The organism is Nonomuraea sp. NPDC049486 (assembly GCF_040676925.1).
Classification (GTDB): Bacteria; Actinomycetota; Actinomycetes; order Streptosporangiales; family Streptosporangiaceae; genus Nonomuraea; species Nonomuraea ferruginea.
This window is the reverse complement of sequence record NZ_JBFAPV010000007.1, coordinates 370,923-390,949: the sequence shown is the minus strand read 5'-3', so window position 1 is coordinate 390,949 and position 20,027 is coordinate 370,923. Positions and strand designations below refer to the sequence as shown.

The following is a 20,027-nucleotide window of genomic DNA, read 5'->3' as shown; positions in this document are numbered from 1 at the left end:
TCAACGATCGGGAAAGTCGTCCTCCCGGTGGAAGGTCCCGTCGACCGTGATGCCTCCGTCGACGGGCAGCACCACCCCGGTGACGAACGCCGCCTGAGGGGAGACCAGGAAGGCCACGGCGTCCGCGACCTCCTCCGGCCTGCCGAACCTGCCCAGCGGGGTGCGCCGCAGCAGGGTCTCCTCGTCGAGGACGCCCATGACCAGCCCGGAGCGGAACATGTCCGTGTCCATGTAGCCCGGCGCCACCGCGTTCACCCGGATGCCGCGCCGCCCCCACTCGACCGCCAGCACCCGGGTGAGCCCCGAGACGCCGGTCTTGGCCGTGGTGTAAGCGAGCCGCAGCGGCAGGCCGAAGGTCGACCCCACCGACGCCAGGTTGACGATCGCGGCCCGGGGACTGCGTTCCAGCAGCGGGAAGGCCGCGCGGGAACAGCGCATGGCGCCGCCGAGGTGGACGTCGAGCTCCTTCATGAAGCCCTCGGTCGGGAAGCTCTCGGCCGCCGCCCGCGCGATCACGCCGGCGTTGTTGACCAGCGCGTCCAGCCGCCCGAAGCGGGAGCGCACCTCCTCCAGCAGCCGCCCGACGCTGTCGTCGTCGGTGACGTCGGCGTGCACCCCGACGGCCGTGCCGCCTTCCTTCGCCACCACGTCGGCCGCCGCGGCGGCGCCTTCGCCGTTCAGGTCGGCGATCACGAGGTCGAAGCCGTCCGCGGCCAGCTTGACCGCGATGGCGGCGCCCAGCCCGCGGGCGGCGCCGGTGACGAGGGCGACGGGCCGAGCCGTCTCAGCGGACATCGGAGGTCATCCTCCCCGACTTCAGGAACGCGCGGGCCTCTTCGGCGATGCCCGGCCCGTCGAGACGGTAGTGGCGGTAGAGATGGGTCGGCGGGCCGATGGGAGCGTACTCGTCGCGGATGCCGTGCCGCAGCAGGGGCACGCCGATCCCGTGGTCGGTGAGCGTCTCGGCGACCGCGCCGCCGAGCCCGCCGTAGACGTTGTGCTCCTCGACCGTCATCAGCCCGCGTGACCCCTCGGCGGCGGCCACGACCGCGGCCTCGTCCAGCGGCTTGATCGTGTGCAGGTCGATCACGCCGACGCTGTGGCCCTCGGCGCGCAGCTCCTCCGCCGCCAGCAGCGACGGATGCACCGTCGTGCCGGTGGCGATGATGGTGAGGTCGTCGCCCGTGGCGTGCACGATCGCCTGACCCGGCCGGATCCGCTCGTCGTCCGGCTCGTACACCAGCGGCTCGCGGCCGCGGCCCATCCGGAAGTAGACCGGCAGCGGGTGGTCGGCGTACGCCTTCAGGAGCACGCCCATCGCCACGTGGTCGGCGGGCGCGACGACCGTCATGTTCGCGATCGTACGCATGATCGCGATGTCTTCCGTCGCGTGGTGCGAGGTGCCGTAGAAGCCGAAGGTGATGCCGGAGTGGTGGCCGATGAGCCGGACCGGCTGCCGGGTGTAGGCGATGTCGGTGCGGATCTGCTCGCAGCACAGCAGGGCCAGGAACGAGGCGAAGCCGGTGACGTACGGCCGCAGCCCGGTGGTGGCCAGACCGGCGGCGACGGACACCGAGTTCTGCTCGCTCACCCCGAGCTGCAGGAACCGGTCGGGATGGCGCTCGTGGAACGCCCACAGGCCGTTGGAGAACGACAGGTCCGGCGTGAGCACGACGACCGGCTCGCCGTCGTCGACCAGGGCGCCCAGCTGCTCTCCGAGCGCGAGCAGGCCCGGCGACTTGAGCAGCATGCTGGGGATGTGCCAGGAGCCCTCCGCGAGCGGCTGCCCATCGGCTCCGCGCGGGACGAGGCTGTCGGTGTTCAGGTTCACTTCTCGCCCTTCAGTTCCCGGATGACCGCGGCCTCGTCCTGCTCGGCGAGCCAGCCGAGATGCCAGCCGAAGTCGCGCTCCATGAAGCCGACGCCCTTGCCCTTGACGGTGTGCGCGATGACGGCCGTGGGCTTGGCCGGCTCGCCGTCGCGGAGCCGCAGCAGCGTGTCGAGCAGCGCCGGCACGTCGTGGCCGTCGACCTCCACGACGTCCCAGCCGAAGGCCCGCCAGCGGTCGGCGAGCGGCTCGATCGTGATGATGTCGTCGACCTTGCCGTCGAGGCAGTAGCCGTTGCGGTCGACGATCGCCACCAGGTTGCCCAGGCCGTAGTGACCGGCCGCCGCGGCGGCCTCCCAGATCTGGCCCTCGTGCAGCTCGCCGTCGCCGAGCAGGGCGTAGACGTTGAAGTCACGCCCGGTCATGCGGGCGCCCAGCGCCATGCCGAGGCCGACGGAGAGGTTGTGGCCGAGCGAGCCCGAGCTGAAGTCGCAGCCCGGGACCTTGGTCATGTCCGGGTGGTCGCCGAGCGGGTTGCCGAGGCGCGTGTAGCCGTCGAGCAGCTCGGGGTCGAAGAACCCGTGGTCGGCCAGGATCGGGTAGAGCCCGACGGCGGCATGGCCCTTGCCCATGACGAAACGGTCGCGATCCGGCCACTGAGGGTCTCCGTGGCGCAGGCGCAGCACCCCGTAGTACAAGGTCGCGAGGATCTCCGCGCACGAGAACGTCGACGAGTAGTGACCCGTCTTCGCGATCGAGATCAGGCGGACGGTCTCGAGGCGGACGAACTGGGCGCGCTCGCGGATCCGCTCGACCACCTCCGATGAGGTCGTGAGGGACGCGCCTTCACTTGCGGGCATGCAGTCGATTCCTTTTCATGAGGTCAGACCATCGGCGGCCTAGCCATCCAGAGCTGCCTGGTCCCACTATGAACGATGTACAAGGCTCAGTCAATGACACATACTCTCAAGCCATGAGAGTAGACAACAACTCTGTCTCATTCAACGAATGTGTGTCCTACTCATTGACATCGCCCGTTCTGGTTGCCACGCTGCTCGTCATCGCCCCGACCCAACGGAAGGAACGCCATGGAGGCGCTGGTCTACGCCGGTCCCGGCGCGGTCGAGATCCGCGACGTGCCCGAGCCCGAGCCGGGTCCGGGCGAGGTCCTCGTGGAAGTCGGCCACGTCGGCGTCTGCGGGACCGATCACCTCCTGGTCCGCGGCGGCCTGGCACGGGTCCGGCCGGGGGTGGTGATCGGTCACGAGATGGCCGGGCGCGCCGTCGGCGGGGACCTCGGCCGGGCGGGGCTCCGGCCCGGCGACCCGGTCGCCGTCGAGCCGCTCATCAGCTGCGGGACCTGCCGCACCTGCCGCCGCGGGCACCGGCACATCTGCGAGGCGCTCGGGCTCTACGGCATCGACCGCGACGGCGGCGCGGCGAGCCACGTGGTGGTCGCGGCCGACCGCCTGCACCGGCTGCCTGACGGCGTCCCGCCGCGGGTCGCGGCGCTCGCCGAGCCGCTCTCGGTGGCGGTCCACATGGTCTCCCGCGCCGGTGTGGCGGTCGGCGACGTCGTCATGATCTTCGGCGGCGGGCCCATCGGCGCGCTGCTGGGCCTCGTGGCCCGGCTGTCCGGCGCCTCCGCCGTGCTGGTCGCCGAGCCGCGCGCGGACCGGCGGGAGCTGCTGGCGGAGCTCGGCATGACCGTCACCGACCCGCTCGGCGCCGACGTGGCCTCCTGGTGCGAGAGCCGCGCGCCCGGCGGGGTGGACGTGAGCTTCGAGGTGTCGGGGGCCGACTCCTCCTACGCGGCCGCGGCCGAGGTCACCAGGCCCCGCGGCACCGTCCTGGTGGGCGCGCTCACCGACCGGCCGGCCCGGGTGCCCATGTCCCAGGTGATGCTCAAGGCGCAGACGCTGGTGGGCTCCCGCGTCTACACCGGCGACCACATGGCCCGCGCCGTCAACCTCATGGGTACGGCGGGGCTGCCCCTGGAAGCGCTGGTCAGCGACGTGGTGCCGGTGCGCGAGGCGCCCGGCCGCGTCTTCGGCGACGGGCCCGCGGGGCTGATGAAGACCCTGATCGCGGCGGGTGACGTGTCATGACCGTCCTGGTGGCGGGCGCCTCGGGCGTCATCGGCCAGGCCGCGGTCGAACGCTTCCTGGCCGACGGGACCGACGTCGTCGCCCTGTCGCGGCGGCCTCCCGACGTGGCTCCCCACCCCCGGCTCCGGCACGTCGCCGTGGACCTGACGGACGCCGCCGCGTGCCGGGACGTCCTGGGGCGGCTGGCGGGCGTGACGCACGTCGTCTACGCGGCGCTGTTCGAGAAGCCGGGGCTCGTGGCCGGGTGGCTGCAGGAAGACCAGATGCGCACCAACCTGGCCATGCTCACGAACCTCGTCGAAGCGCTCGTCGGCGCGCCCCGGCCGGTCCTGCGCCACGTCAGCCTCATGCAGGGCGCCAAGGCGTACGGCGGGCACGTCCATCCGCCCCGCCGGATCCCGTCACGCGAGCGGGAGCCGCGCGACCCCCATCCGAACTTCTACTGGCTGCAGGAGGACCACCTCAGGCAGGCGGCCGACCGGCACGGCTTCGACCTCACGATCTTCCGCCCCCAGATGCTGGTCGGCGGAGCCACCGGCTCGGCGATGAACGTGGTCCCCGTCATCGGCGTCTACGCGGCGCTCTGCGCGAGACTCGGCCTCCCGTTCGGCTTCCCCGGCGGGCGGTCCTACGTCTGGGAGGCGGTCGACGCGCGGATCGTGGCCTCGGCGCTGTCGTGGGCCCGCTCGTCGCCCGCCGCCCGGGGAGAGACCTTCAACATCACGAACGGCGACGTCTTCGAGTGGCGGGACCTGTGGCCCGCCATCGCGGCGGAGCTCGGCATGGAGCCGGCGGCCGACACACCCCGGGCGCTCGCGGACTTCCTGCCCCGGCACGAGCACGTGTGGAAGGAGATCGTGCGGGAGCACGGGCTGCGCCCGACGCCCCTGCCGGCCTTACTCGGCGAGTCCCACCACTACGCGGACAAGTGCTTCGCGTACGGGTCGGAGAAGCCGATGCCGCCGAAGTTCCTGAGCACCGTCAAGCTGCGCCGGGCGGGCTTCCACGACTGCCTCGACACCGAGGAGTCGTTCCGGTACTGGCTCGCTCACCTGCGCAAACGCCATATCTTGCCCTATATACACCCTTGAAATCTCATTCCCACTCTGATGTCATATGTCCACTGAGTTGGACAAACGGCTCCAGCAAACGGTCCACGTCCCGCTTAGCGCTACGTCGGGATCGAATGCGACGGCATCTCTTCGTACGACGCCATAAGACAGGAGAAGACGTGATCGCACAGTCGGCCCGTCGGTTCAGCAGGATCCGCGCGCTCGCCGCCATGGGCGCCCTGGCGGCCGTGGTCGCCGCATGCGGGTCCAGCCCTTCCACCGACCAGGCGGGCACGCCCGCGGAGGGCGACCCGTTCAAGGTGGGCATCGTCGCCCTCGACGCGACGCAGATCACCGCGCTCAACGAGCGCACCGCCGCCCAGAAGAAGATGAAGAGCATCGGCTGGGAGACCACGGAGATCAACTCCGACGGCGACCCCGCCAAGGCCATCTCCGCGATGCAGAACCTCGTGCAGAGCGGCGTGAACGCCATCATCGTGCAGACCTACACTCCCGACCAGCTGTCCGCCGGCCTCGCGGCCGCGAAGGCGGCCGACATCCCGGTCTTCTCGACCGCGGGCGGGCTGGCCGGAGGCGGGGAGGCCGGCGCGGTCGAGCTCGTCGCGGCGGCCAACGTCAACGACGAGGTGATCGCGGCGATCAAGGACAAGCCGAAGGTCGAGCTGCTCCAGCTGCGCTACACCCCCGGCGCCCCGTGCCGGTCCAGGGCCGAGGACCTCGACGCCAAGCTCGAAGGGCTGTCCAACGTCAACGTCACCCGCCAGGAAGTGAAGATCCCCGGCGGCGAGCAGTCGGCCCAGGAGGCCACCTCCGCCTGGCTGCAGGCGCACCCCGACGACGGGCAGACGACCTTCATGATCTGGCCGTGCTTCTCCGAGGCCGCCATCGGCGCGGTGTCCGCCGAGAAGCAGGCCGGCCGCGGCCCCTACCCGCTCTACACCTGGGACATCTCGAAGCCCGCGATCCAGGCCATCCAGGACGGCTACGCGACCGGCGTGCTGTGGATCCAGGTCGACAAGGCCGGCGAGCAGATCGTGGAAATGATCAAGGAGTGGCGTGACGCGGGCGGCTCGTGGCAGCCCAAGGACGTCACCGCGCCCAGCGTCCTGCTGACCAAGGACAACATCGAGCAGACGCTCCAGGAGAACCCGGATCTCCTCAGCTAGCGGTACCGGGACCCACCACCAAGGCCTGACGAGGGAGGCGAGTCATACGTGATGGCGACAGGGCATCCGGCCGCGCGGGCGGCCGGAGACGATCCGGCGCCCCTGCTGTCGGTGCGGGGCGCGGTGAAGAACTACGGCCTCGTCCAGGCCTTGCGCGGTGCCGACCTCACCGTCGGGCGCGGGGAGGTGCACGGGCTGCTCGGCGCCAACGGCGCCGGGAAGTCCACCCTGGTGAAGATCCTCGCCGGCCTCGCCAAGCCGGACGAGGGAGACTTCGCCATCGACGGCGCCCCGTTCCGCCCCGGCAGCATCCGCGAGGCGGCGGCGGCCGGCGTGCGCCTGGCCCACCAGGAGCTCGCCATCGTCCCGGCGCTCAGCGTGCGCCAGAACCTCCACCTCGGCCGCTACCTCCATCCCGAACTGGCCGGCGCCAAGGAACGCGAGCGCGCGTACACGGAGCTGTTCGAGGAATGGGGGCTGGACATCTCGCTGGACGCCGTCATGCGCGAGCTGTCCCCCGCCCACCAGGCGACCGTGGCGCTGGCCAAGACGCTGGTCGGCAGCGGACGCCTGCTCATCCTCGACGAGCCGACCGCCTCGCTCGGCCCGAAGGAGGTGAGCGGGCTGTTCTCCATCATCCGCCGCCGCGTCGAGGCCGGCGCGGGCGTCATCTTCGTGAGTCACCGGCTTGGCGAGGTCAGCCGGCTGTGCGACGCCATCACCGTGCTGCGCAACGGCCAGCGGGTGCACGACGGCCCGATGGAGGGCGTCGACGAGCACGCGCTCGCCGATCTCATCGCCCACGACGCGGGCGGTGACCGGCGCCGCGCCGAACGCACCACGACGGCCCCGGCCGCCTCGGTCAAGAAGAGCGCGAGCCCTGACGGGCCGCTGCTCACGGTCAGCGGTCTCCGGCTGCAGAACCGCGTGGACGACGTCTCGTTCGAGGTGAACCCCGGCGAGATCGTCGGCATCGCGGGCCTCGTCGGCGCCGGCCGGACCGAGGTGCTGGAGGCGCTGGTAGGGCTCCGCCGGGTCGTGTCCGGCGAGATCAGCCTCGGCGGCCGGGCCTACCAGCCCCGCGACCCGGCCAGGGCGCTGAAGCAGGGCGTCGTCCTGGTGCCGGAGGAACGCCTGGCCCAGGCGATCTTCACCCAGCGGGACATCGTGTTCAACTTCTCCAGCTCCCGTTTCCGCACGCTGGGCGGCGGGCCGGGAGGCATCCTGAGCAGGCGGTCCCGCTACCGGGAGTCGGCCCAGCGGCTCGCCGAGTCGCTGCGGCTCAAGGCGCGGTCGCTGAACGACTCGATCATGTCGCTCAGCGGCGGCAACCAGCAGAAGGTGGTGCTCGGCCGGGCGACCGTCGACGGGCTGCGCCTGCTCCTGCTGGACGAGCCCACCCGGGGCGTGGACGTCGGCGCCCGTTACGACTTCCAGCAGATGGTGCGCGGCCTCGCCGACCAGGGCGTCGGCGTCGTCTACGTCTCCTCCGAGCTGGCCGAGCTGGAGTACTGCGATCGCATCGTGGTCATGGTCGAGGGCCGCGCCACGGTGCAGTTCGACAACGACGACGGTTTCGACGAGGACGAGCTGACCCGCCTCTGCTTCCTGCGCGCCGGCGCGGCCGCCGTCGAGCAGGCATAGAAAGACGATCCAGGAGAGTTCCATGAACACCGTCCGTCACACCGCGGCTGGCCAGCAGCCCGCCGCGCCGCCACCTGGCTCGCATCGGGCTGAGCAGGCGGGCGCGAGCTCGATGACGCTGAAGGCCGTCAAGTTCCTCGGCCGTTACGGCACGCTGCTCGTCCTCATCCTGCTCGTCCTCGTCTTCTCCTTCCTGGACGGCAGCCGCTTCCTGTCGTTCACCAACTTCCAGAACATCCTCCTGCAGTCGACGATCTCGGTCGTGATCGCGCTCGGCCTCACGGTGGTCCTGGTGGTGGGCGAGTTCGACCTGAGCATCGGCTACACGGCCAGCCTCGCCGGCGTGCTCACGGCGGGCCTGTACGCGGGCTCCGCCGGGGGCAAACTCGGCGCCATCGGGCTGGTCATCGCCGTGGGGGCGCTGGTCGGCCTGGTGAACGGCCTCATCGTGACCAAACTGGGCGTCAACGCGCTGGTCGGCACCTTGGGCATAGGCAGCGTCGTCATGGGCGCCACCTACATCGTCACCGCCGGCGTGCCGCAGAGCCTGGACGCCTCCGGGATGGACCTGATCCAGGTCTACCTGGGCAAGCTGGGCCCGATCCCGTGGCCGATCGTCATCCTCTTCGTGGTCGCCGGGGTGCTCTGGCTGCTGCTCAACCGCACCTCGCTCGGCCTGGAGTGGCAGGCCGTCGGCGGCAACAGGACCGCCGCCGAACTGAGCGGCATCCGCGTGCACCGGGTGGTCATCTTCGCGTTCGTCGTGTGCGGCGTCCTCGCCGCCGCCGGCGGCGTGCTGATCACGGCGAACGTCGGCAGCGGGCAGATCGCGGGCGGCCAGGGCTACCTGCTGTCCTCGTTCGCGGCGGCCTTCCTCGGCTCCGCGTGCCTGCGCGACGGCGAGTTCCACGTCGTCGGCACCGTGATCGGCGTGGTCACCGTGGCCGTCGGCTTCAACGGCATGGCGATCCACGGCGTGTCCACGTCCGCGCAGTTCATCTTCCAGGGCCTGCTGCTCATCGCGGCCGTCGGCATGAGCACCAGCGCCCGGCGCATGGTGTCCGGAAGGAGAGCAGGCCACTGATGAGCGTTCCCGAAGGCCGCAGGCTGATCGTCGGCATCGACAAGGGGACCACCGTCACCAAGGCGGCGGTCTTCGACGAGACCGGCAACGAGCTGGCCCGCGCGGCCCGCTTCATCGAGGTGCTCAGCCCTCGGCGGGGCTGGCACGAGGAAGATCCCGCGGTGAGCCTGCGCAGCACGATGGACGCCGTGGCCGAGGCGGTCGCCGCGCTGCCCGGCCGCGCCTCCGACATCGCCGCGGTGAGCGTGTCCGGTCACATGACCGGCGCCTGGCTGCTCGACGAGACCGGCCGGCCGGTGCGCAACGCGATCGCCTGGCCGGACGCGCGCACGCTGGACACGCTGACGGCTTTCGAGGCGAGCCCGCCGTACGAGGAGTACCTCGACATCTCGGCCACCAGCGCGCTGCCCGGCATGACGATGCTCCTGCTCGGGCATCTGGCCAGGCACGAGCCGGACGTGATCGCCAGGACCCGCTACTTCGCCTGCGCCAAGGACTACGTCCAGTCGTTCCTGACCGGGCGCGTCGTCACCGACCCGACCGACGTGTCCCTGATGCCCGGCGACATCGCCACGGGCCGGATCTCGCCGCGGCTCATGGAGCTGGTCGGGGCGGAGGCGTTCCTCTCCCGGGCGCCGGAGGTGCGCCCGTCCGGGGAGATCATCGGTACGGTCACCCGCGAGGCGTCGCTGGCCACCGGCATCCCCGAGGGCACGCCGGTCGCCAACGGACTCGGCGACGCCATCTCCGCCATGCTCGGCACCGGGGTCGTCATGCCCGGCCAGGCAGTCTCGGTCCTGGGCACGAGCTGGCTGAACCAGATGGTCAACCGCTACCTGGACGACGACCTGCGCGGGGTCGGCTGGGTGTACCCGTCGCCCGACGGCGAGCACTGGATCCGGTGCCTGGCCCACACCGCGGGCGCGGGCACGTTCGACTGGGCCGTGCGCACGTTCTGCCGCGACCTCGCCGGCGGCGCCGAGTCCGACTTCGCCGCCGTCGAGGCCGAGGCGCTGGCGTCGGAGGAGGCCGGCCACGGCCTCACGTTCCTGCCGTACCTCTCTCCCGCCGGCGTCCAGGCGCCCTTCAAGGACGGGAACGTGCGCGGGGTGATGCTCGGCCTGGAGCACGGGACGACCCGCGGCGACATCCTCCGCGCCGTCTACGAGGGCCAGGTGTACGCCGCCATGGACTGCTACCGGCGGCAGGGCGACGACCTGAGCCTGCTCAGGCTGACCGGCGGCGGCGCGCGCAGCCGGGTCTGGCGGCAGACCTTCAGCAACGCGCTCCAGGTGCCGGTCGAGCTGGTGACCACCAGCGAGTCGGCCGCGCTCGGCGTCGCCATCCTCGCGTCCGTGAGCGTCGGCATCTGGAAGGACCTGGAGACCGCGGTGTCGGAGATGGTCCGCACCGTCGGCCGGGTCGAGCCGGACCCCGGGCTGGCCGAGCCCCACCGGGAGGCGTTCGACCGCTTCCTCCGCGCGCAGGCGGCGGCGCGCGAGCTGTTCGCCGGCTTCGGCCGCGCAGGCAACCAAGGAAAGGACTGATCGTGTACACCGCAGAACCGGCAGGGCTGGTCCGCACGGTGCTCGGTGACGTGTCACCCGAGTCCCTGGGAGCGATGCTCATCCACGAGCACCTGCTGACGGCGCCGCCGGCCTACGCCGTTCACCGGGATCCCGACCTGGAGTTCGGCACCGCGGAGGGCGCCGCCGCCGAGGTCTCCGACTTCGTCGAGGCCGGCGGCGGCGGGCTGGTCGAGCTCACCACGGTCGACTACGGCCGCGACGTCACGGCCGCGCTGTCCGCCGCCAGGGCCACCGGCGCCCACATCGTCCAGGGCACCGGCCTGCAGAAGGGCATCTACTACCCGGCCGGCACGTCCAGGCGGACCAGCGAGGAGCTGGCCGCCGGCTTCGTCACCGACATCCTGACGGGGTTCGGCCCGGAGAACACCCGGGCCGGCGCCATCAAGGCCGGGACCTGCTCCACCGAGGAGATGTGGGACGTCGAGCGCAAGGTCCTCACGGCGGCGGCCATCGCCGCCAAGGAGACCGGGGCGCCGATCCTGACCCACACCCAGGCGGGCCGCCTGGGCCACGAGCAGCTCGACGTCTTCGAGGCCGCCGGGCTCGACCTGGGTCAGGTGTGCGTCGGCCACCTCGACCGCAACCTCGAAGCCGACTACCTCCTCTCGCTGGCCCGCCGCGGCGCCTGGCTCGGGCTCGACCAGTGGACCAAGGACAAGTACGGCCACGACACCGACCGGGCCGCGATGGTCCGGCGCCTCGTGGACGCCGGCCACACCCGGGTGATGGTCTCCGGCGACCTCGGCCGCGGCTCCTACCAGCGCGCCTACGGCGGCTCGCCGGGGCTCGGCCCCTGCCTCGACGCCATCAGGAAGGCCCTGGGCGACGAGCTGGCCGAGCTGACCCTGGTCGCCAACCCGGCCGGGTTCCTCGCCTTCAGGGAGGTCACGCGATGACGCGGGCAGTGCTCTTCGACCTCGACGGGACGCTCGTCGACTCCCGTCCCGCGATCCTGGACTGCTACCGGGCGGCACTCGCGCCCGTCCCCCAGGGCTGGGAGTCCCTGCTGGAGCTCGGTCTCGGCCGGGTGATGCGCTGGCGGATGCGCGAGGTGATGGCCGAGGTCGCGGGCGAGCGCGCCCCCGAGTGCGTGTCCCGGTACGAGCGCCACTACCTGGAGGACGGTCACCGGAAGGTCGTCCTCTACCGGGGGGCGGCCGACATGCTCGACGCGCTGCGCGGGCAGGGGCTGCGGCTCGGCATCGTGACGAACAAGGGCCGGGAGCGGACCGAGCACGACCTGCGCCACGTGCACGGCGCGCGTGACCTGCTGCCGCTGTTCGACGTGGTGGTCACCACCGAGGACACCGTCGAGCGCAAGCCGTCGCCCGAGCCGATCCTGCACGGGCTGCGCCGCGCCGGATGGTCGGCCGGCGACTGCGCCTACGTGGGTGACGGCCCGCACGACGCCGAGGCGGCCATCGCCGCCGGGACCGCGTTCGTCGGCGCCGGCTGGGGCTACTACCCGGATGAGCTCGCGTCGGCCCGGCCCGCGCTGGCCGTCGCCGCCGCCCCGGGTGATCTCGCCGGACTCCTGCCCGGCGGCCGGTGAGCGCCGCCATGGCGTCGTTCACGTTCACCCCGCTCACGCCGTCCGCCTTCCTGGAGCGGTCCGGGGCCGTCTTCCGCGACCGGATCGCGGTGATCGACGGCGCCAGGCGGCTCACGTACGGTGAGTTCCTCGATCGGGCGCGGCGGCTCACCGGGGCGCTGGCGGATCTCGGCGTCGAGCCCGGCGACCGGGTGGCGGCGCTCTGCGTCAACAGCCACGTGATGCTGGAGCTGCACAACGGGGTGCCGATGCGCGGCGCGGTGCTGGTGCCGCTCAACATCCGGCTGTCGGCCGGGGAGCTGGCGCACATCGTCGAACACTCCGGCGCGCGCGTCCTGGTCGCCACGGACGAGCTGGCCGGGCGTGCCCGCGAGGTCGCCGCCGCGACCGGGGTCCGGCTCGTCCTGGCGGGCGGCCCCGGTGACGAGTACGAAGAGCTGCTCGCCGCCGCCGAGCCCCGTCTCGCGGCCTGCGAGGACGAGCGCGGGCTGCTGGCGATCAACTACACGAGCGGCACCACGGGGCGCCCGAAGGGGGTCATGTACCACCACCGGGGCGCCTACCTGCAGACGCTGGCCATGGCGTTCCACGCCGGGCTCGGCCCCGCCAGCGCCTACCTGTGGACGCTGCCCATGTTCCACTGCGACGGCTGGTGCTTCACCTGGGCCGTCACCGCGGCCGGCGGCACCCACGTCTGCCTGCGGGCCGTGGACCCGGCCGAGATCTGGCGGCTGCTGCGCGAGGAGGACGTCTCCCATTTCAGCGCCGCGCCGACCGTACTCACCATGATCGCGAACGCGCCCGAGGCGCGGGCGGGCGCCCCGCTCGGCCGGACCGTGCGCGTGCAGACGGGCGGCGCGCCGCCGACCCCGGCCCTGCTCGCCCGCATGGCCGGGCTGCGCATGGAGGTCACCCATCTGTACGGGCTCACCGAGACGTTCGGACCGGTGGCCGTCAACCAGTGGCAGCCGCAATGGGACGCCCTCTCCGCCGGCGGGCAGGCCGAGCTCAAGGCCCGCCAGGGCGTGGGCAACGTGATCGCGGAACAGGTGCGCGTCGTCGACGGGTCCGGCGCGGACGTGCCGGCCGACGGCGAGACGGTGGGCGAGATCGTGGTCCGCGGCAACGACGTGATGCTCGGCTACTACCGCGACGAGCAGGCCACCGCCGAGGTGGACGCCGGCGGCTGGCTGCGCACCGGGGACCTGGCCGTGCGGCACCCCGACGGCTATCTGGAGATCCGCGACCGGTCCAAGGACATCATCATCTCCGGCGGCGAGAACATCGCCTCCGTCGAGGTGGAGCGGGTCCTCGACGGTCACCCGTCCGTGCTGGAGTCGGCCGTGGTCGGCGTGCCCGACGAGAAGTGGGGCCAGGTGCCCGTGGCCTTCGTCGCGCTCCGGCCGGAGGCGCCCCCGGTGACCGAGGACGACGTCATCGCGTACGTCCGCGAGCGGATCGCCCGCTTCAAGGCGCCCAGGAAGGTGGTCTTCGGGGAACTGCCCAAGACCTCGACGGGGAAGATCCAGAAGAACGTGCTCCGCGCGGGCGGGGAGCATCCATGAGTTCCTGCACGCCACTCCTCGTCGCGGCGGGGCCGCACACGCTCAAGGAGGGCATCCGCACATGACCACGACCAGGCCCGCGGCGCTGGTGACCGGCGCCTCCCGGGGCATCGGCCTCGCCATCGCCGAGCGCCTCGCCGCCGCCGGGCATGACCTGACCATCTGCGCTCGCGGCGGCGACGCGCTCTCCGCCGCGGGCGTCAGGCTCGCCGCGCTCGGGGCGGCCGTCCGCGCCGAGCCCGCGGACATGGCGGCCGAGGACGACGTGCGACGGCTCGCCAGGGCGCACGAGGACGCGTACGGGCGGCTCGACGTGCTGGTGGTGGCGGCGGGGGTCGGCACGGCGGGGCCGGTGGACACCGCGCCCCTGCACCGGTTCGACAAGCAGTTCGCCGTCAACGTCCGGGCCCCGTACACGCTGGTGCAGGCGCTGCTGCCGACGCTCAGGGCGACCGCGGCGGCACGGCCGGACCACGGCGTGAAGATCATCATGCTGTCGTCGCTCACCGGGGCCTTCCCCGAGCCGGGCCTGGCCGCGTACGGGGCTTCGAAGGCGGCGCTCATCTCGCTGTGCCGGTCGCTGAACGCGGAGCTCTCCGCCGACGGCGTCACGGCCACCGCCATCTGCCCCGGTTACGTCGACACCGACATGTCCGCGTGGGTGCACGACCGGATCGACCCCGCCGACATGATCCGCACGGCGGACGTGGCCGAGCTGGCGATGAGCCTGACGCGGCTCTCCTCCAGGGCCGTCGTGTCGGAGCTGGTGGTCACCAGGCCCGGAGGGCAGCTCCACCGGGCCTGAAAGGATCACGCCCATGAGAGGATTTCTCCGGTTATATGGGCATGGAGGGCGAAATGTTCGCAGTTTCCTTGGGTGACGGCGCGGAACTGCGGCCGCTGGAGCCCTGGCACGCCGGGGAGTTCCTGAGCCACATCGACCGGGGCCGGGAGTTCATCGGGCGGTACGTCGGGCTCCCCGACTCCGTCACGGACCTGGATTCCAGCCTGGCGTTCCTGCGGGCGTACGCGGAGAAGGCCGCCTCCGACACCGGGCGGGTCTACGGCATCTGGGTGGACGGCCAACTGGCCGGCGGCGTCCTGTTCAGGACGATGGACGTCCCGAAGGGCACCGCCGAGGCGGGCTGCTGGCTGGAGCCGTCGGCGGCCGGCCGGGGGCTGGTGACCAAGGCGGTGCGGGCGATCATCGACTGGGCCGTCGAGGAGCGCGGCATCCACCGCGTGGAGTGGGTGGTCTCGTCGGAGAACGCGGCCAGCATCGCCGTCGCCCGGCGGCTCGGCATGACCAAGGACGGCGTGCTGCGCGAGAGCTACCCCTACCGCGGCCGGCGGCACGACATGGAGGTCTGGTCGGTGCTGGCGCCGGAGTGGCGGGCCGGCTGGAGCGACTGATCGGCCCCGGTGGCGACGCCCTGTCCGGGATCGGCGCGGAAGTGGATCGATTCCGTTCGAGTCCGTCCGCGCCCCTGTTGGACACCTCGGCCGGGCGGCTTCTCTGGTTCCCGTCCGGCGGAACGGCCGCCGGACACCGAGGGAGGAATCCAGAGATGAACACCCGTACCCGCACCGCGTCCTCCGCCGCCAAGGGGCTCCTCGCGGGAGCGATGCTCCTGACGGGGCTGCTCGCCGGGACCCCCGCCGCGCACGCCGACCACCAGTCGTGCAGCAACCGGACCGACGTCCCCGGGGTCTGCCTGAAAGTGGTGAACGAAGGGCTGCGCGTCACCTACGCCGAGGCCTACCACGACGGCCGCACCGGCGCCTGGACCGGGCACATCGACCTGCATCGCGAAGGCCGGCACACGATCCAGCGGGGCGACCACACCCCGCCCCAGGCGGCGATCTGGAGCGGGGTGGACGACTACACCGCCGGGTCGAGGATCTGCGCGCAGGGCTGGGAGAAGGTCGGATCCGGCTGGCGTCCCAAGGGCCGCACCTGCTTCGAAGTGCGCTGATCACCGCACCTGCTTCCAAGTGCGCTGATCACCGCACCTGCTTCCAAGTGCGCTGATCACCGCACACCGCCCTGAGCCCGCCCGGGTCCGGCCACGGCCGGACCCGGGCTGGGCAGGCGAAAACCCCACGAAAGTGGATCAGTTCGCCGATAAAGTGCAGCGGTGAGCGACTTGGAGGCCCTCGTCATCGCCCGGCGCCTGCGCGTCCCCGTCGACGCCCCCGCCGGCGCCGCCCCGGGCTGGGGAGAGGCCGCCGCCCGGCAGCTCGACGCCGCGCTGCTGACCGTCGGCTTCACCTGCTCGCCCGCCCTGCTCGGACGACTGTCGCAACTGCCCGGCGAGGCCGTACTGGATCTGGGCGTACGGGTCCTCGCCGCGGTCAGGACCCTGGCCGGCGACCACGTCCTCCACAACGCCTACTTCGTCGACTTCCCCGGGAACGTGCCCGACACCCTGGAGTTCTGGGCCGGCCTGCTCCGCCAGGCGCTGCTCGACCCGGTGACCGCCGAGCGCGCGCGGCCGGAGATCGTCGACCTGCTGGACTTCCCCGCGTACGGCCGCTACCAGCACACCTACGCCGACCTGCTGGCCGCGCACGCCGAGCTGGTCCCGCTGGCCTCCGACCGGGTGACGGTGCGGCCTGGAGGAGGAGACCCGCGCGCTGTTCCTCTCGATGGCCGGCTCCGAGACCCCTCTCGCCGAGGAGGACCTGGCGGCGCTGCGCCTGCTGGCCGCGAGCTGCGCCGACGAGCCGGAGCGCATCCCGGTGCGCGAGAACCGCGCCGTGCTCAACGAGGCGCGGCCGGCCGCCGGGCGACCGCCGCTGGTGGACACGGTGACCGACGTGCTCCGGCTGGCCTGCGCCCTTTCCGGCGGGGACGTCACGCTGGCCACCCCCACGCGGTTCCGGTCCTTCCGCCGCGCCGAGCGCCGCGCGCTGCTGCGGGCCCTGGACGCGGTGGCCACCCCCGCCAAGCTCGGCGACGTGCCACGCCACCGGGAGCGGTGGAAGCGGCTCGGCGAGCGGCTGCACCCGCACGAGTACCCGCTGCTGCCGCGCGCCGCCCAGGTCTTCGAGGTGGCCAGGGGTACGCGCGAGGCCGCGAGCCTTGACAGCCGGGTCGAGGCCGCCCTGGCGGAGGGCCGCCCCGCCGAGGCCGTCACGCTGCTCGCCAACGCGCCCGGCGCGCTGCTGCGCCGCCTGGACCACCTGCTGCGCCTCAGCCCGTCCGCGCGGGACGTGCTGGACGCGGCGGCGCGGGCCGCGGCGCACGCGTCCGGCCGCGTGCTGCTGTCGCTGCGCGAGCACGTGCAGAACCGCCTGTCCCCCACCCCCGGCCGCGTCTTCACCAACCGGCACGGCCGGGCCTTCACCACGCCCGACTCCCGCCCGCCGCTGGACCGGAAGGTGCTGGCGCACGCGCTGGCCCTCCTGGACGAGGAGATCACCCGCCGCCTCCCGGACCCCGGCGCGCTGATCGTCGACCCCGACATGCTCGGCGTGGCCCTGCCCCTGTCGGGCAAGGCCGTCGCGCCCGGTCTCGGCATGCTGCCCCGCGGCTCGATCTCACCGGTGGACGGCGAGCTGCTCCGGTTCTTCGTGCACTGGCGCCAGGCCGCGCGCCGCACCGACTACGACCTGTCCGCGCTCATGCTGGACGACTCGTACGGCGACGAGATCCACGTGTCGTGGACCAACTACAGCAGTGGCTTCGCGCGGTATTCCGGCGACCTCACGGAGGCGCCGGAAGGCGCGTCGGAGTTCGTCGACATCCGGCTCGCCGCCGCCACCCGGTCGATCATCATCCCCCAGGTCCACGTCTACGCGGGGGAACCGTTCGACGAGGCCGCCGAGGCGTTCTTCGGCTACATGACGAGGAACGACGAGCAGCGGGGCCTCCCTTTCGAGCCGCGCACCGTACGGATGAAGTCCGATCTGCGCGGCTCCGGCCGGGTCGCGCTGCCCCTGGCCTTCCTGCGCGACGGCGACGGCGCCTGGCGGGTGAAGTGGCTGCACCTCTACCTGAAGGGATATCCGGACTTCAACCAGGTGGAGGGCAACCGGGTCACCGCCTCGCTGCTGGTGCGCTCGATCGTGGAGCGCGAGTATCTGACGGTCCGCTACCTGGCCGACCGGCTGCGCGCCAAGGGCTCTTCGGCGGCGCACACCACCTATCTCGGGCCGGCGGCGCCGGCGGAGCTGCCGGAGGGGACGCGCGTGGTCACGCCCGCGACCCTGCACGAGCTGATCCCCGCCTGATCCCCGCCTGGTACTGTGAAGATCGCGAGGCCATGGGAGGGCTTCCTTCTCAAAACTCTTTTGGATCCAGCCTTCCCGCTCTCCTCGCCCGTACGTCGTCAGCGCGCGATGTCCCGCCGCAGCGGCGCCGCCACGGCGACGGCGGCCGCGACCAGGGCGTAGGCGACCAGCACGGCGCCGCCCGCCGCGGCCGGAAGCAGGGCCGTGGCGGAGGTGCCGGTCTGGGTGGCGACGGCCTCCGACAGATAGGTGAATCCGGTCAGCGCCGCCGTGGCGCCGCCCGGCAGGAAGGGGTAGAGCTCCTTGACGCCCGGGACGAGCATCAGCGCGGTCTCGACCATGTAGAAGTACGCCCCGACGGCGAGGAGCGCGAGCACCTGGTTGCGCAGGAGCGCGCCCACCGCCACCCCCAGCAGGGTGTAGACCGCCATGGTCAGGGCGATGCGGCCGAGCAGGACCGCGACGGTGCCTACGGGCAGCCCGAGGGTGACCCCCTTGAGCGCCGCCGCCCCGAGGAGCGCGCCGCCCGCCACGGCCGTGGCCAGCAAGCCGTAGGCGAGCCCCGCGACGGTGTAGGCCGCCAGCTTGGCGGCGAGCCACGTCCAGCGCCTGGGCGCGAACAGCGCCGTGGCGGTGATGGTCCCGTGACGGTACTCGGCGGCCACGGCGTTGGTGCCGAGCAGAGCGGGGGCGAACACGGTGAAGCCCAGCAGGCCGAGCAGGACGCGGGTGCCCTCCTCGGTTTCGAGGCCGGGCAGCGGCGGGGTGAAGTTCTCCGGGCCGACGAGCGCGGCCAGGCCGATGAGCGCCCCGCTGCCCAGCGCCGCCAGCAGGCCCCACAGCCAGAGCCTGGTGCTCGTCAGGCGCGTCCACTCCGCCGCGACCAGCGTCATCATGGGGAACCTCCGGTGAGATGCAGGAACGTCTGTTCGAGGGTGGGGCGCTCGGGGGTGATCTCGTGCAGGACCACCCCGTACGAGGCCGCCAAGGTGGCGATCTCGGCGGTGGTCAGGCCGTGGACACGCAGGACACCGGGACGCGGCTGGCCCACCTGGGTCCCGCGCTCCGCCAGCCGGGCCGCGAACAGCTCCGCCTGCGGGGAGTGGATCACCACCGCCGCGCTCCCGTACAGCTCGGCCATGGGCCGGTCGAGGACCAGCCGGCCGTCGCGGATCACCACGACGTGGTCGGCCAGATGCTCGACCTCGCCGAGCACGTGGCTGGAGACCAGGACGGTGCGGCCCTCAGCGGCCATGGCGCGCAGGAACCCGCGCAGCCAGGCGATGCCCTCGGGGTCGAGACCGTTGCCCGGCTCGTCGAGCAGCAGCACCCCGGGGTCGCCGAGCAGCGCGGTGGCGAGGTTGAGCCGCTGCCGCATGCCGGTGGACAGGGTGCGCGTGGCGCGGTCGCCGAACGCCGACACCCCGGTCAGGTCGGCGACCTCCGCGACCCGGGCCGCGCCGTGGCGGCCCATGCGGGCGTAGATCCGCAGGTGGTCGCGGGCGGTGCAGGCCGGGTGGAAGCCCGCGCCGTCCAGCACGGCGCCGACGGTCGCCGACGGCCTGGCCAGGTCGGAGTAGCGCCTGCCTGCGTAGGTGACGGTGCCGGAGCCGGGCGCGACCAGGTCGAGCATCATCCGCATGGTGGTGGTCTTGCCGGCGCCGTTGGGCCCGAGGAAGCCCGTCACGGCGCCGGGCGCGACGTCGAAGCTGAGGCCGGTGACGGCGGCGACCGGCCCGAACGTCTTCGTCAGGCCGCGCACCTCGACCTTCATGCCCGCGCCGCCGTCAGGTCGTGGTGGAGCCGCCGGGCGTCGGGGACGCCGAGGATCAGCTCGTCATAGCCGGCCACCCGGTCCTTGAGCACGACGCGCACGCCGGGGACCTCGCGCCGGGCGGCGGCCAGGCGCCGGACGCCGCCGGGGGACGTCCACGTGCCGAGCTTGACGACGCCGGAGACGAGCAGGCCCGAGTGGAAGCCGGTGAGGGCGGCGAGCGGCCGGTCGAGGTGGTGCACCTCGGCGATGGCCGCCAGCGGCACGCTCACGACGCCGGTCCTGGTGAACAGCCGCGCCCACGGGGCGAAACGCAGGGTCAGCGTGCCCTGGCCGATTTCTACGTGCATCATCTTTGTGCCTCCTCAACTATCTGTTCTATAAGTTGTATATCAGATAGACTGCGGA

The 20,027-nt window shown here is 72.5% G+C and carries 20 protein-coding genes; 13 read left to right on the top strand and 7 right to left on the bottom strand.

Annotated features, from left to right (window positions below; translation table 11 throughout):
* The 3 genes from AB0K05_RS22760 to AB0K05_RS22750 are packed head-to-tail and all read right to left on the bottom strand — an operon-like array spanning window position 1 to window position 2,688.
* A complete protein-coding gene (locus tag AB0K05_RS22760; protein WP_148029720.1) occupies window positions 1-795 on the bottom strand; it encodes an SDR family oxidoreductase in 795 nt (264 codons plus the stop codon).
* Complete coding sequence (locus tag AB0K05_RS22755; protein WP_222708835.1) at window positions 785-1,831, bottom strand: transketolase C-terminal domain-containing protein; 1,047 nt, start codon at window positions 1,829-1,831, stop codon at window positions 785-787. The genes AB0K05_RS22760 and AB0K05_RS22755 overlap by 11 nt, the downstream gene beginning before the upstream one ends.
* Window positions 1,828-2,688, bottom strand: coding sequence for a transketolase (locus AB0K05_RS22750; RefSeq protein ID WP_364231368.1), 861 nt, complete (start codon window positions 2,686-2,688; stop codon window positions 1,828-1,830). The genes AB0K05_RS22755 and AB0K05_RS22750 overlap by 4 nt, the downstream gene beginning before the upstream one ends.
* Before the next feature lie 228 nt (window positions 2,689-2,916).
* Between AB0K05_RS22750 and AB0K05_RS22745 the strand changes: the two genes are divergently transcribed.
* From AB0K05_RS22745 to AB0K05_RS22690, 12 genes are all read left to right on the top strand, one after another.
* Window positions 2,917-3,936, top strand: coding sequence for an alcohol dehydrogenase catalytic domain-containing protein (locus tag AB0K05_RS22745; protein WP_364231365.1), 1,020 nt, complete (start codon window positions 2,917-2,919; stop codon window positions 3,934-3,936).
* A complete protein-coding gene (locus tag AB0K05_RS22740) occupies window positions 3,933-5,027 on the top strand; it encodes an SDR family oxidoreductase (RefSeq protein ID WP_364231362.1) in 1,095 nt (364 codons plus the stop codon). Before AB0K05_RS22745 ends, AB0K05_RS22740 begins: the two co-directional genes overlap by 4 nt.
* A 140-nt stretch (window positions 5,028-5,167) precedes the next feature.
* Window positions 5,168-6,175, top strand: coding sequence for a substrate-binding domain-containing protein (locus tag AB0K05_RS22735; RefSeq protein ID WP_187280984.1), 1,008 nt, complete (start codon window positions 5,168-5,170; stop codon window positions 6,173-6,175).
* A gap of 51 nt (window positions 6,176-6,226) precedes the next feature.
* Window positions 6,227-7,819 carry a sugar ABC transporter ATP-binding protein gene (locus AB0K05_RS22730; protein ID WP_364231360.1) on the top strand — a complete coding sequence of 531 codons (1,593 nt, stop codon included), beginning with the start codon at window positions 6,227-6,229 and terminating at the stop codon, window positions 7,817-7,819.
* 22 nt (window positions 7,820-7,841) lie between these two features.
* The gene (locus AB0K05_RS22725) at window positions 7,842-8,903 is read left to right on the top strand and encodes an ABC transporter permease (protein ID WP_364231358.1); all 1,062 of its coding nucleotides are present in this window, start codon (window positions 7,842-7,844) and stop codon (window positions 8,901-8,903) included.
* Window positions 8,903-10,450 (top strand): FGGY family carbohydrate kinase, encoded by a 1,548-nt coding sequence (locus AB0K05_RS22720; RefSeq protein ID WP_364231356.1) that lies wholly within the window; start codon window positions 8,903-8,905, stop codon window positions 10,448-10,450. Before AB0K05_RS22725 ends, AB0K05_RS22720 begins: the two co-directional genes overlap by 1 nt.
* A gap of 2 nt (window positions 10,451-10,452) precedes the next feature.
* Window positions 10,453-11,388: a hypothetical protein gene (locus AB0K05_RS22715; RefSeq protein WP_364231354.1), complete on the top strand. Its 936-nt coding sequence runs from the start codon at window positions 10,453-10,455 to the stop codon at window positions 11,386-11,388.
* The gene (locus AB0K05_RS22710) at window positions 11,385-12,044 is read left to right on the top strand and encodes an HAD-IA family hydrolase (protein ID WP_364231352.1); all 660 of its coding nucleotides are present in this window, start codon (window positions 11,385-11,387) and stop codon (window positions 12,042-12,044) included. The genes AB0K05_RS22715 and AB0K05_RS22710 overlap by 4 nt, the downstream gene beginning before the upstream one ends.
* An 8-nt stretch (window positions 12,045-12,052) precedes the next feature.
* Window positions 12,053-13,609, top strand: coding sequence for an acyl--CoA ligase family protein (locus AB0K05_RS22705; RefSeq protein ID WP_364231350.1), 1,557 nt, complete (start codon window positions 12,053-12,055; stop codon window positions 13,607-13,609).
* A 61-nt stretch (window positions 13,610-13,670) separates the two neighbouring features.
* Window positions 13,671-14,414 carry an SDR family oxidoreductase gene (locus tag AB0K05_RS22700; RefSeq protein ID WP_364231348.1) on the top strand — a complete coding sequence of 248 codons (744 nt, stop codon included), beginning with the start codon at window positions 13,671-13,673 and terminating at the stop codon, window positions 14,412-14,414.
* 53 nt (window positions 14,415-14,467) lie between these two features.
* Complete coding sequence (locus tag AB0K05_RS22695) at window positions 14,468-15,022, top strand: GNAT family protein (protein ID WP_364231345.1); 555 nt, start codon at window positions 14,468-14,470, stop codon at window positions 15,020-15,022.
* Between the two features lie 155 nt (window positions 15,023-15,177).
* The gene (locus tag AB0K05_RS22690) at window positions 15,178-15,585 is read left to right on the top strand and encodes a hypothetical protein (protein ID WP_271278617.1); all 408 of its coding nucleotides are present in this window, start codon (window positions 15,178-15,180) and stop codon (window positions 15,583-15,585) included.
* A 138-nt stretch (window positions 15,586-15,723) separates the two neighbouring features.
* On the opposite strand, the gene AB0K05_RS22685 is transcribed toward AB0K05_RS22690, so the two are convergent.
* Window positions 15,724-16,155, bottom strand: coding sequence for a hypothetical protein (locus AB0K05_RS22685; RefSeq protein ID WP_271278616.1), 432 nt, complete (start codon window positions 16,153-16,155; stop codon window positions 15,724-15,726).
* Window positions 16,156-16,258: 103 nt separating this feature from the next.
* Here AB0K05_RS22685 and AB0K05_RS22680 point away from each other — a divergent pair, with 103 nt between their 5' ends.
* On the top strand, window positions 16,259-17,845 hold the full coding sequence (locus AB0K05_RS22680) for a hypothetical protein (protein WP_364231342.1): 1,587 nt from the start codon (window positions 16,259-16,261) through the stop codon (window positions 17,843-17,845).
* A gap of 98 nt (window positions 17,846-17,943) precedes the next feature.
* Here AB0K05_RS22680 and AB0K05_RS22675 read toward each other — a convergent pair whose 3' ends face one another.
* From AB0K05_RS22675 to AB0K05_RS22665, 3 genes are read right to left on the bottom strand one after another with little or no spacing between them, the layout of a single operon-like run.
* Window positions 17,944-18,741 carry an ABC transporter permease gene (locus AB0K05_RS22675; RefSeq protein WP_271278614.1) on the bottom strand — a complete coding sequence of 266 codons (798 nt, stop codon included), beginning with the start codon at window positions 18,739-18,741 and terminating at the stop codon, window positions 17,944-17,946.
* Window positions 18,738-19,619, bottom strand: a complete 882-nt coding sequence (locus AB0K05_RS22670; RefSeq protein WP_271278613.1) for an ATP-binding cassette domain-containing protein — start codon at window positions 19,617-19,619, stop codon at window positions 18,738-18,740. The genes AB0K05_RS22675 and AB0K05_RS22670 overlap by 4 nt, the downstream gene beginning before the upstream one ends.
* Window positions 19,616-19,972: a hypothetical protein gene (locus tag AB0K05_RS22665; protein WP_271278612.1), complete on the bottom strand. Its 357-nt coding sequence runs from the start codon at window positions 19,970-19,972 to the stop codon at window positions 19,616-19,618. Before AB0K05_RS22665 ends, AB0K05_RS22670 begins: the two co-directional genes overlap by 4 nt.
* Window positions 19,973-20,027 lie beyond the last annotated feature (55 nt).

Bases quoted from the DNA above. Each gene is read 5' to 3' on its own strand.
- AB0K05_RS22760 (WP_148029720.1), bottom strand. From the start codon at position 795: ATGTCCGCTGAGACGGCTCGGCCCGTCGCCCTCGTCACCGGCGCCGCC.
- AB0K05_RS22750 (WP_364231368.1), bottom strand. From the start codon at position 2,688: ATGCCCGCAAGTGAAGGCGCGTCCCTCACGACCTCATCGGAGGTGGTC.
- AB0K05_RS22745 (WP_364231365.1), top strand. From the start codon at position 2,917: ATGGAGGCGCTGGTCTACGCCGGTCCCGGCGCGGTCGAGATCCGCGAC.
- AB0K05_RS22740 (WP_364231362.1), top strand. From the start codon at position 3,933: ATGACCGTCCTGGTGGCGGGCGCCTCGGGCGTCATCGGCCAGGCCGCG.
- AB0K05_RS22730 (WP_364231360.1), top strand. From the start codon at position 6,227: ATGGCGACAGGGCATCCGGCCGCGCGGGCGGCCGGAGACGATCCGGCG.
- AB0K05_RS22725 (WP_364231358.1), top strand. From the start codon at position 7,842: ATGAACACCGTCCGTCACACCGCGGCTGGCCAGCAGCCCGCCGCGCCG.
- AB0K05_RS22720 (WP_364231356.1), top strand. From the start codon at position 8,903: ATGAGCGTTCCCGAAGGCCGCAGGCTGATCGTCGGCATCGACAAGGGG.
- AB0K05_RS22710 (WP_364231352.1), top strand. From the start codon at position 11,385: ATGACGCGGGCAGTGCTCTTCGACCTCGACGGGACGCTCGTCGACTCC.
- AB0K05_RS22705 (WP_364231350.1), top strand. From the start codon at position 12,053: ATGGCGTCGTTCACGTTCACCCCGCTCACGCCGTCCGCCTTCCTGGAG.
- AB0K05_RS22700 (WP_364231348.1), top strand. From the start codon at position 13,671: ATGACCACGACCAGGCCCGCGGCGCTGGTGACCGGCGCCTCCCGGGGC.
- AB0K05_RS22695 (WP_364231345.1), top strand. From the start codon at position 14,468: ATGTTCGCAGTTTCCTTGGGTGACGGCGCGGAACTGCGGCCGCTGGAG.
- AB0K05_RS22690 (WP_271278617.1), top strand. From the start codon at position 15,178: ATGAACACCCGTACCCGCACCGCGTCCTCCGCCGCCAAGGGGCTCCTC.
- AB0K05_RS22680 (WP_364231342.1), top strand. From the start codon at position 16,259: ATGGCCGGCTCCGAGACCCCTCTCGCCGAGGAGGACCTGGCGGCGCTG.
- AB0K05_RS22675 (WP_271278614.1), bottom strand. From the start codon at position 18,741: ATGATGACGCTGGTCGCGGCGGAGTGGACGCGCCTGACGAGCACCAGG.
- AB0K05_RS22670 (WP_271278613.1), bottom strand. From the start codon at position 19,619: ATGAAGGTCGAGGTGCGCGGCCTGACGAAGACGTTCGGGCCGGTCGCC.
- AB0K05_RS22665 (WP_271278612.1), bottom strand. From the start codon at position 19,972: ATGATGCACGTAGAAATCGGCCAGGGCACGCTGACCCTGCGTTTCGCC.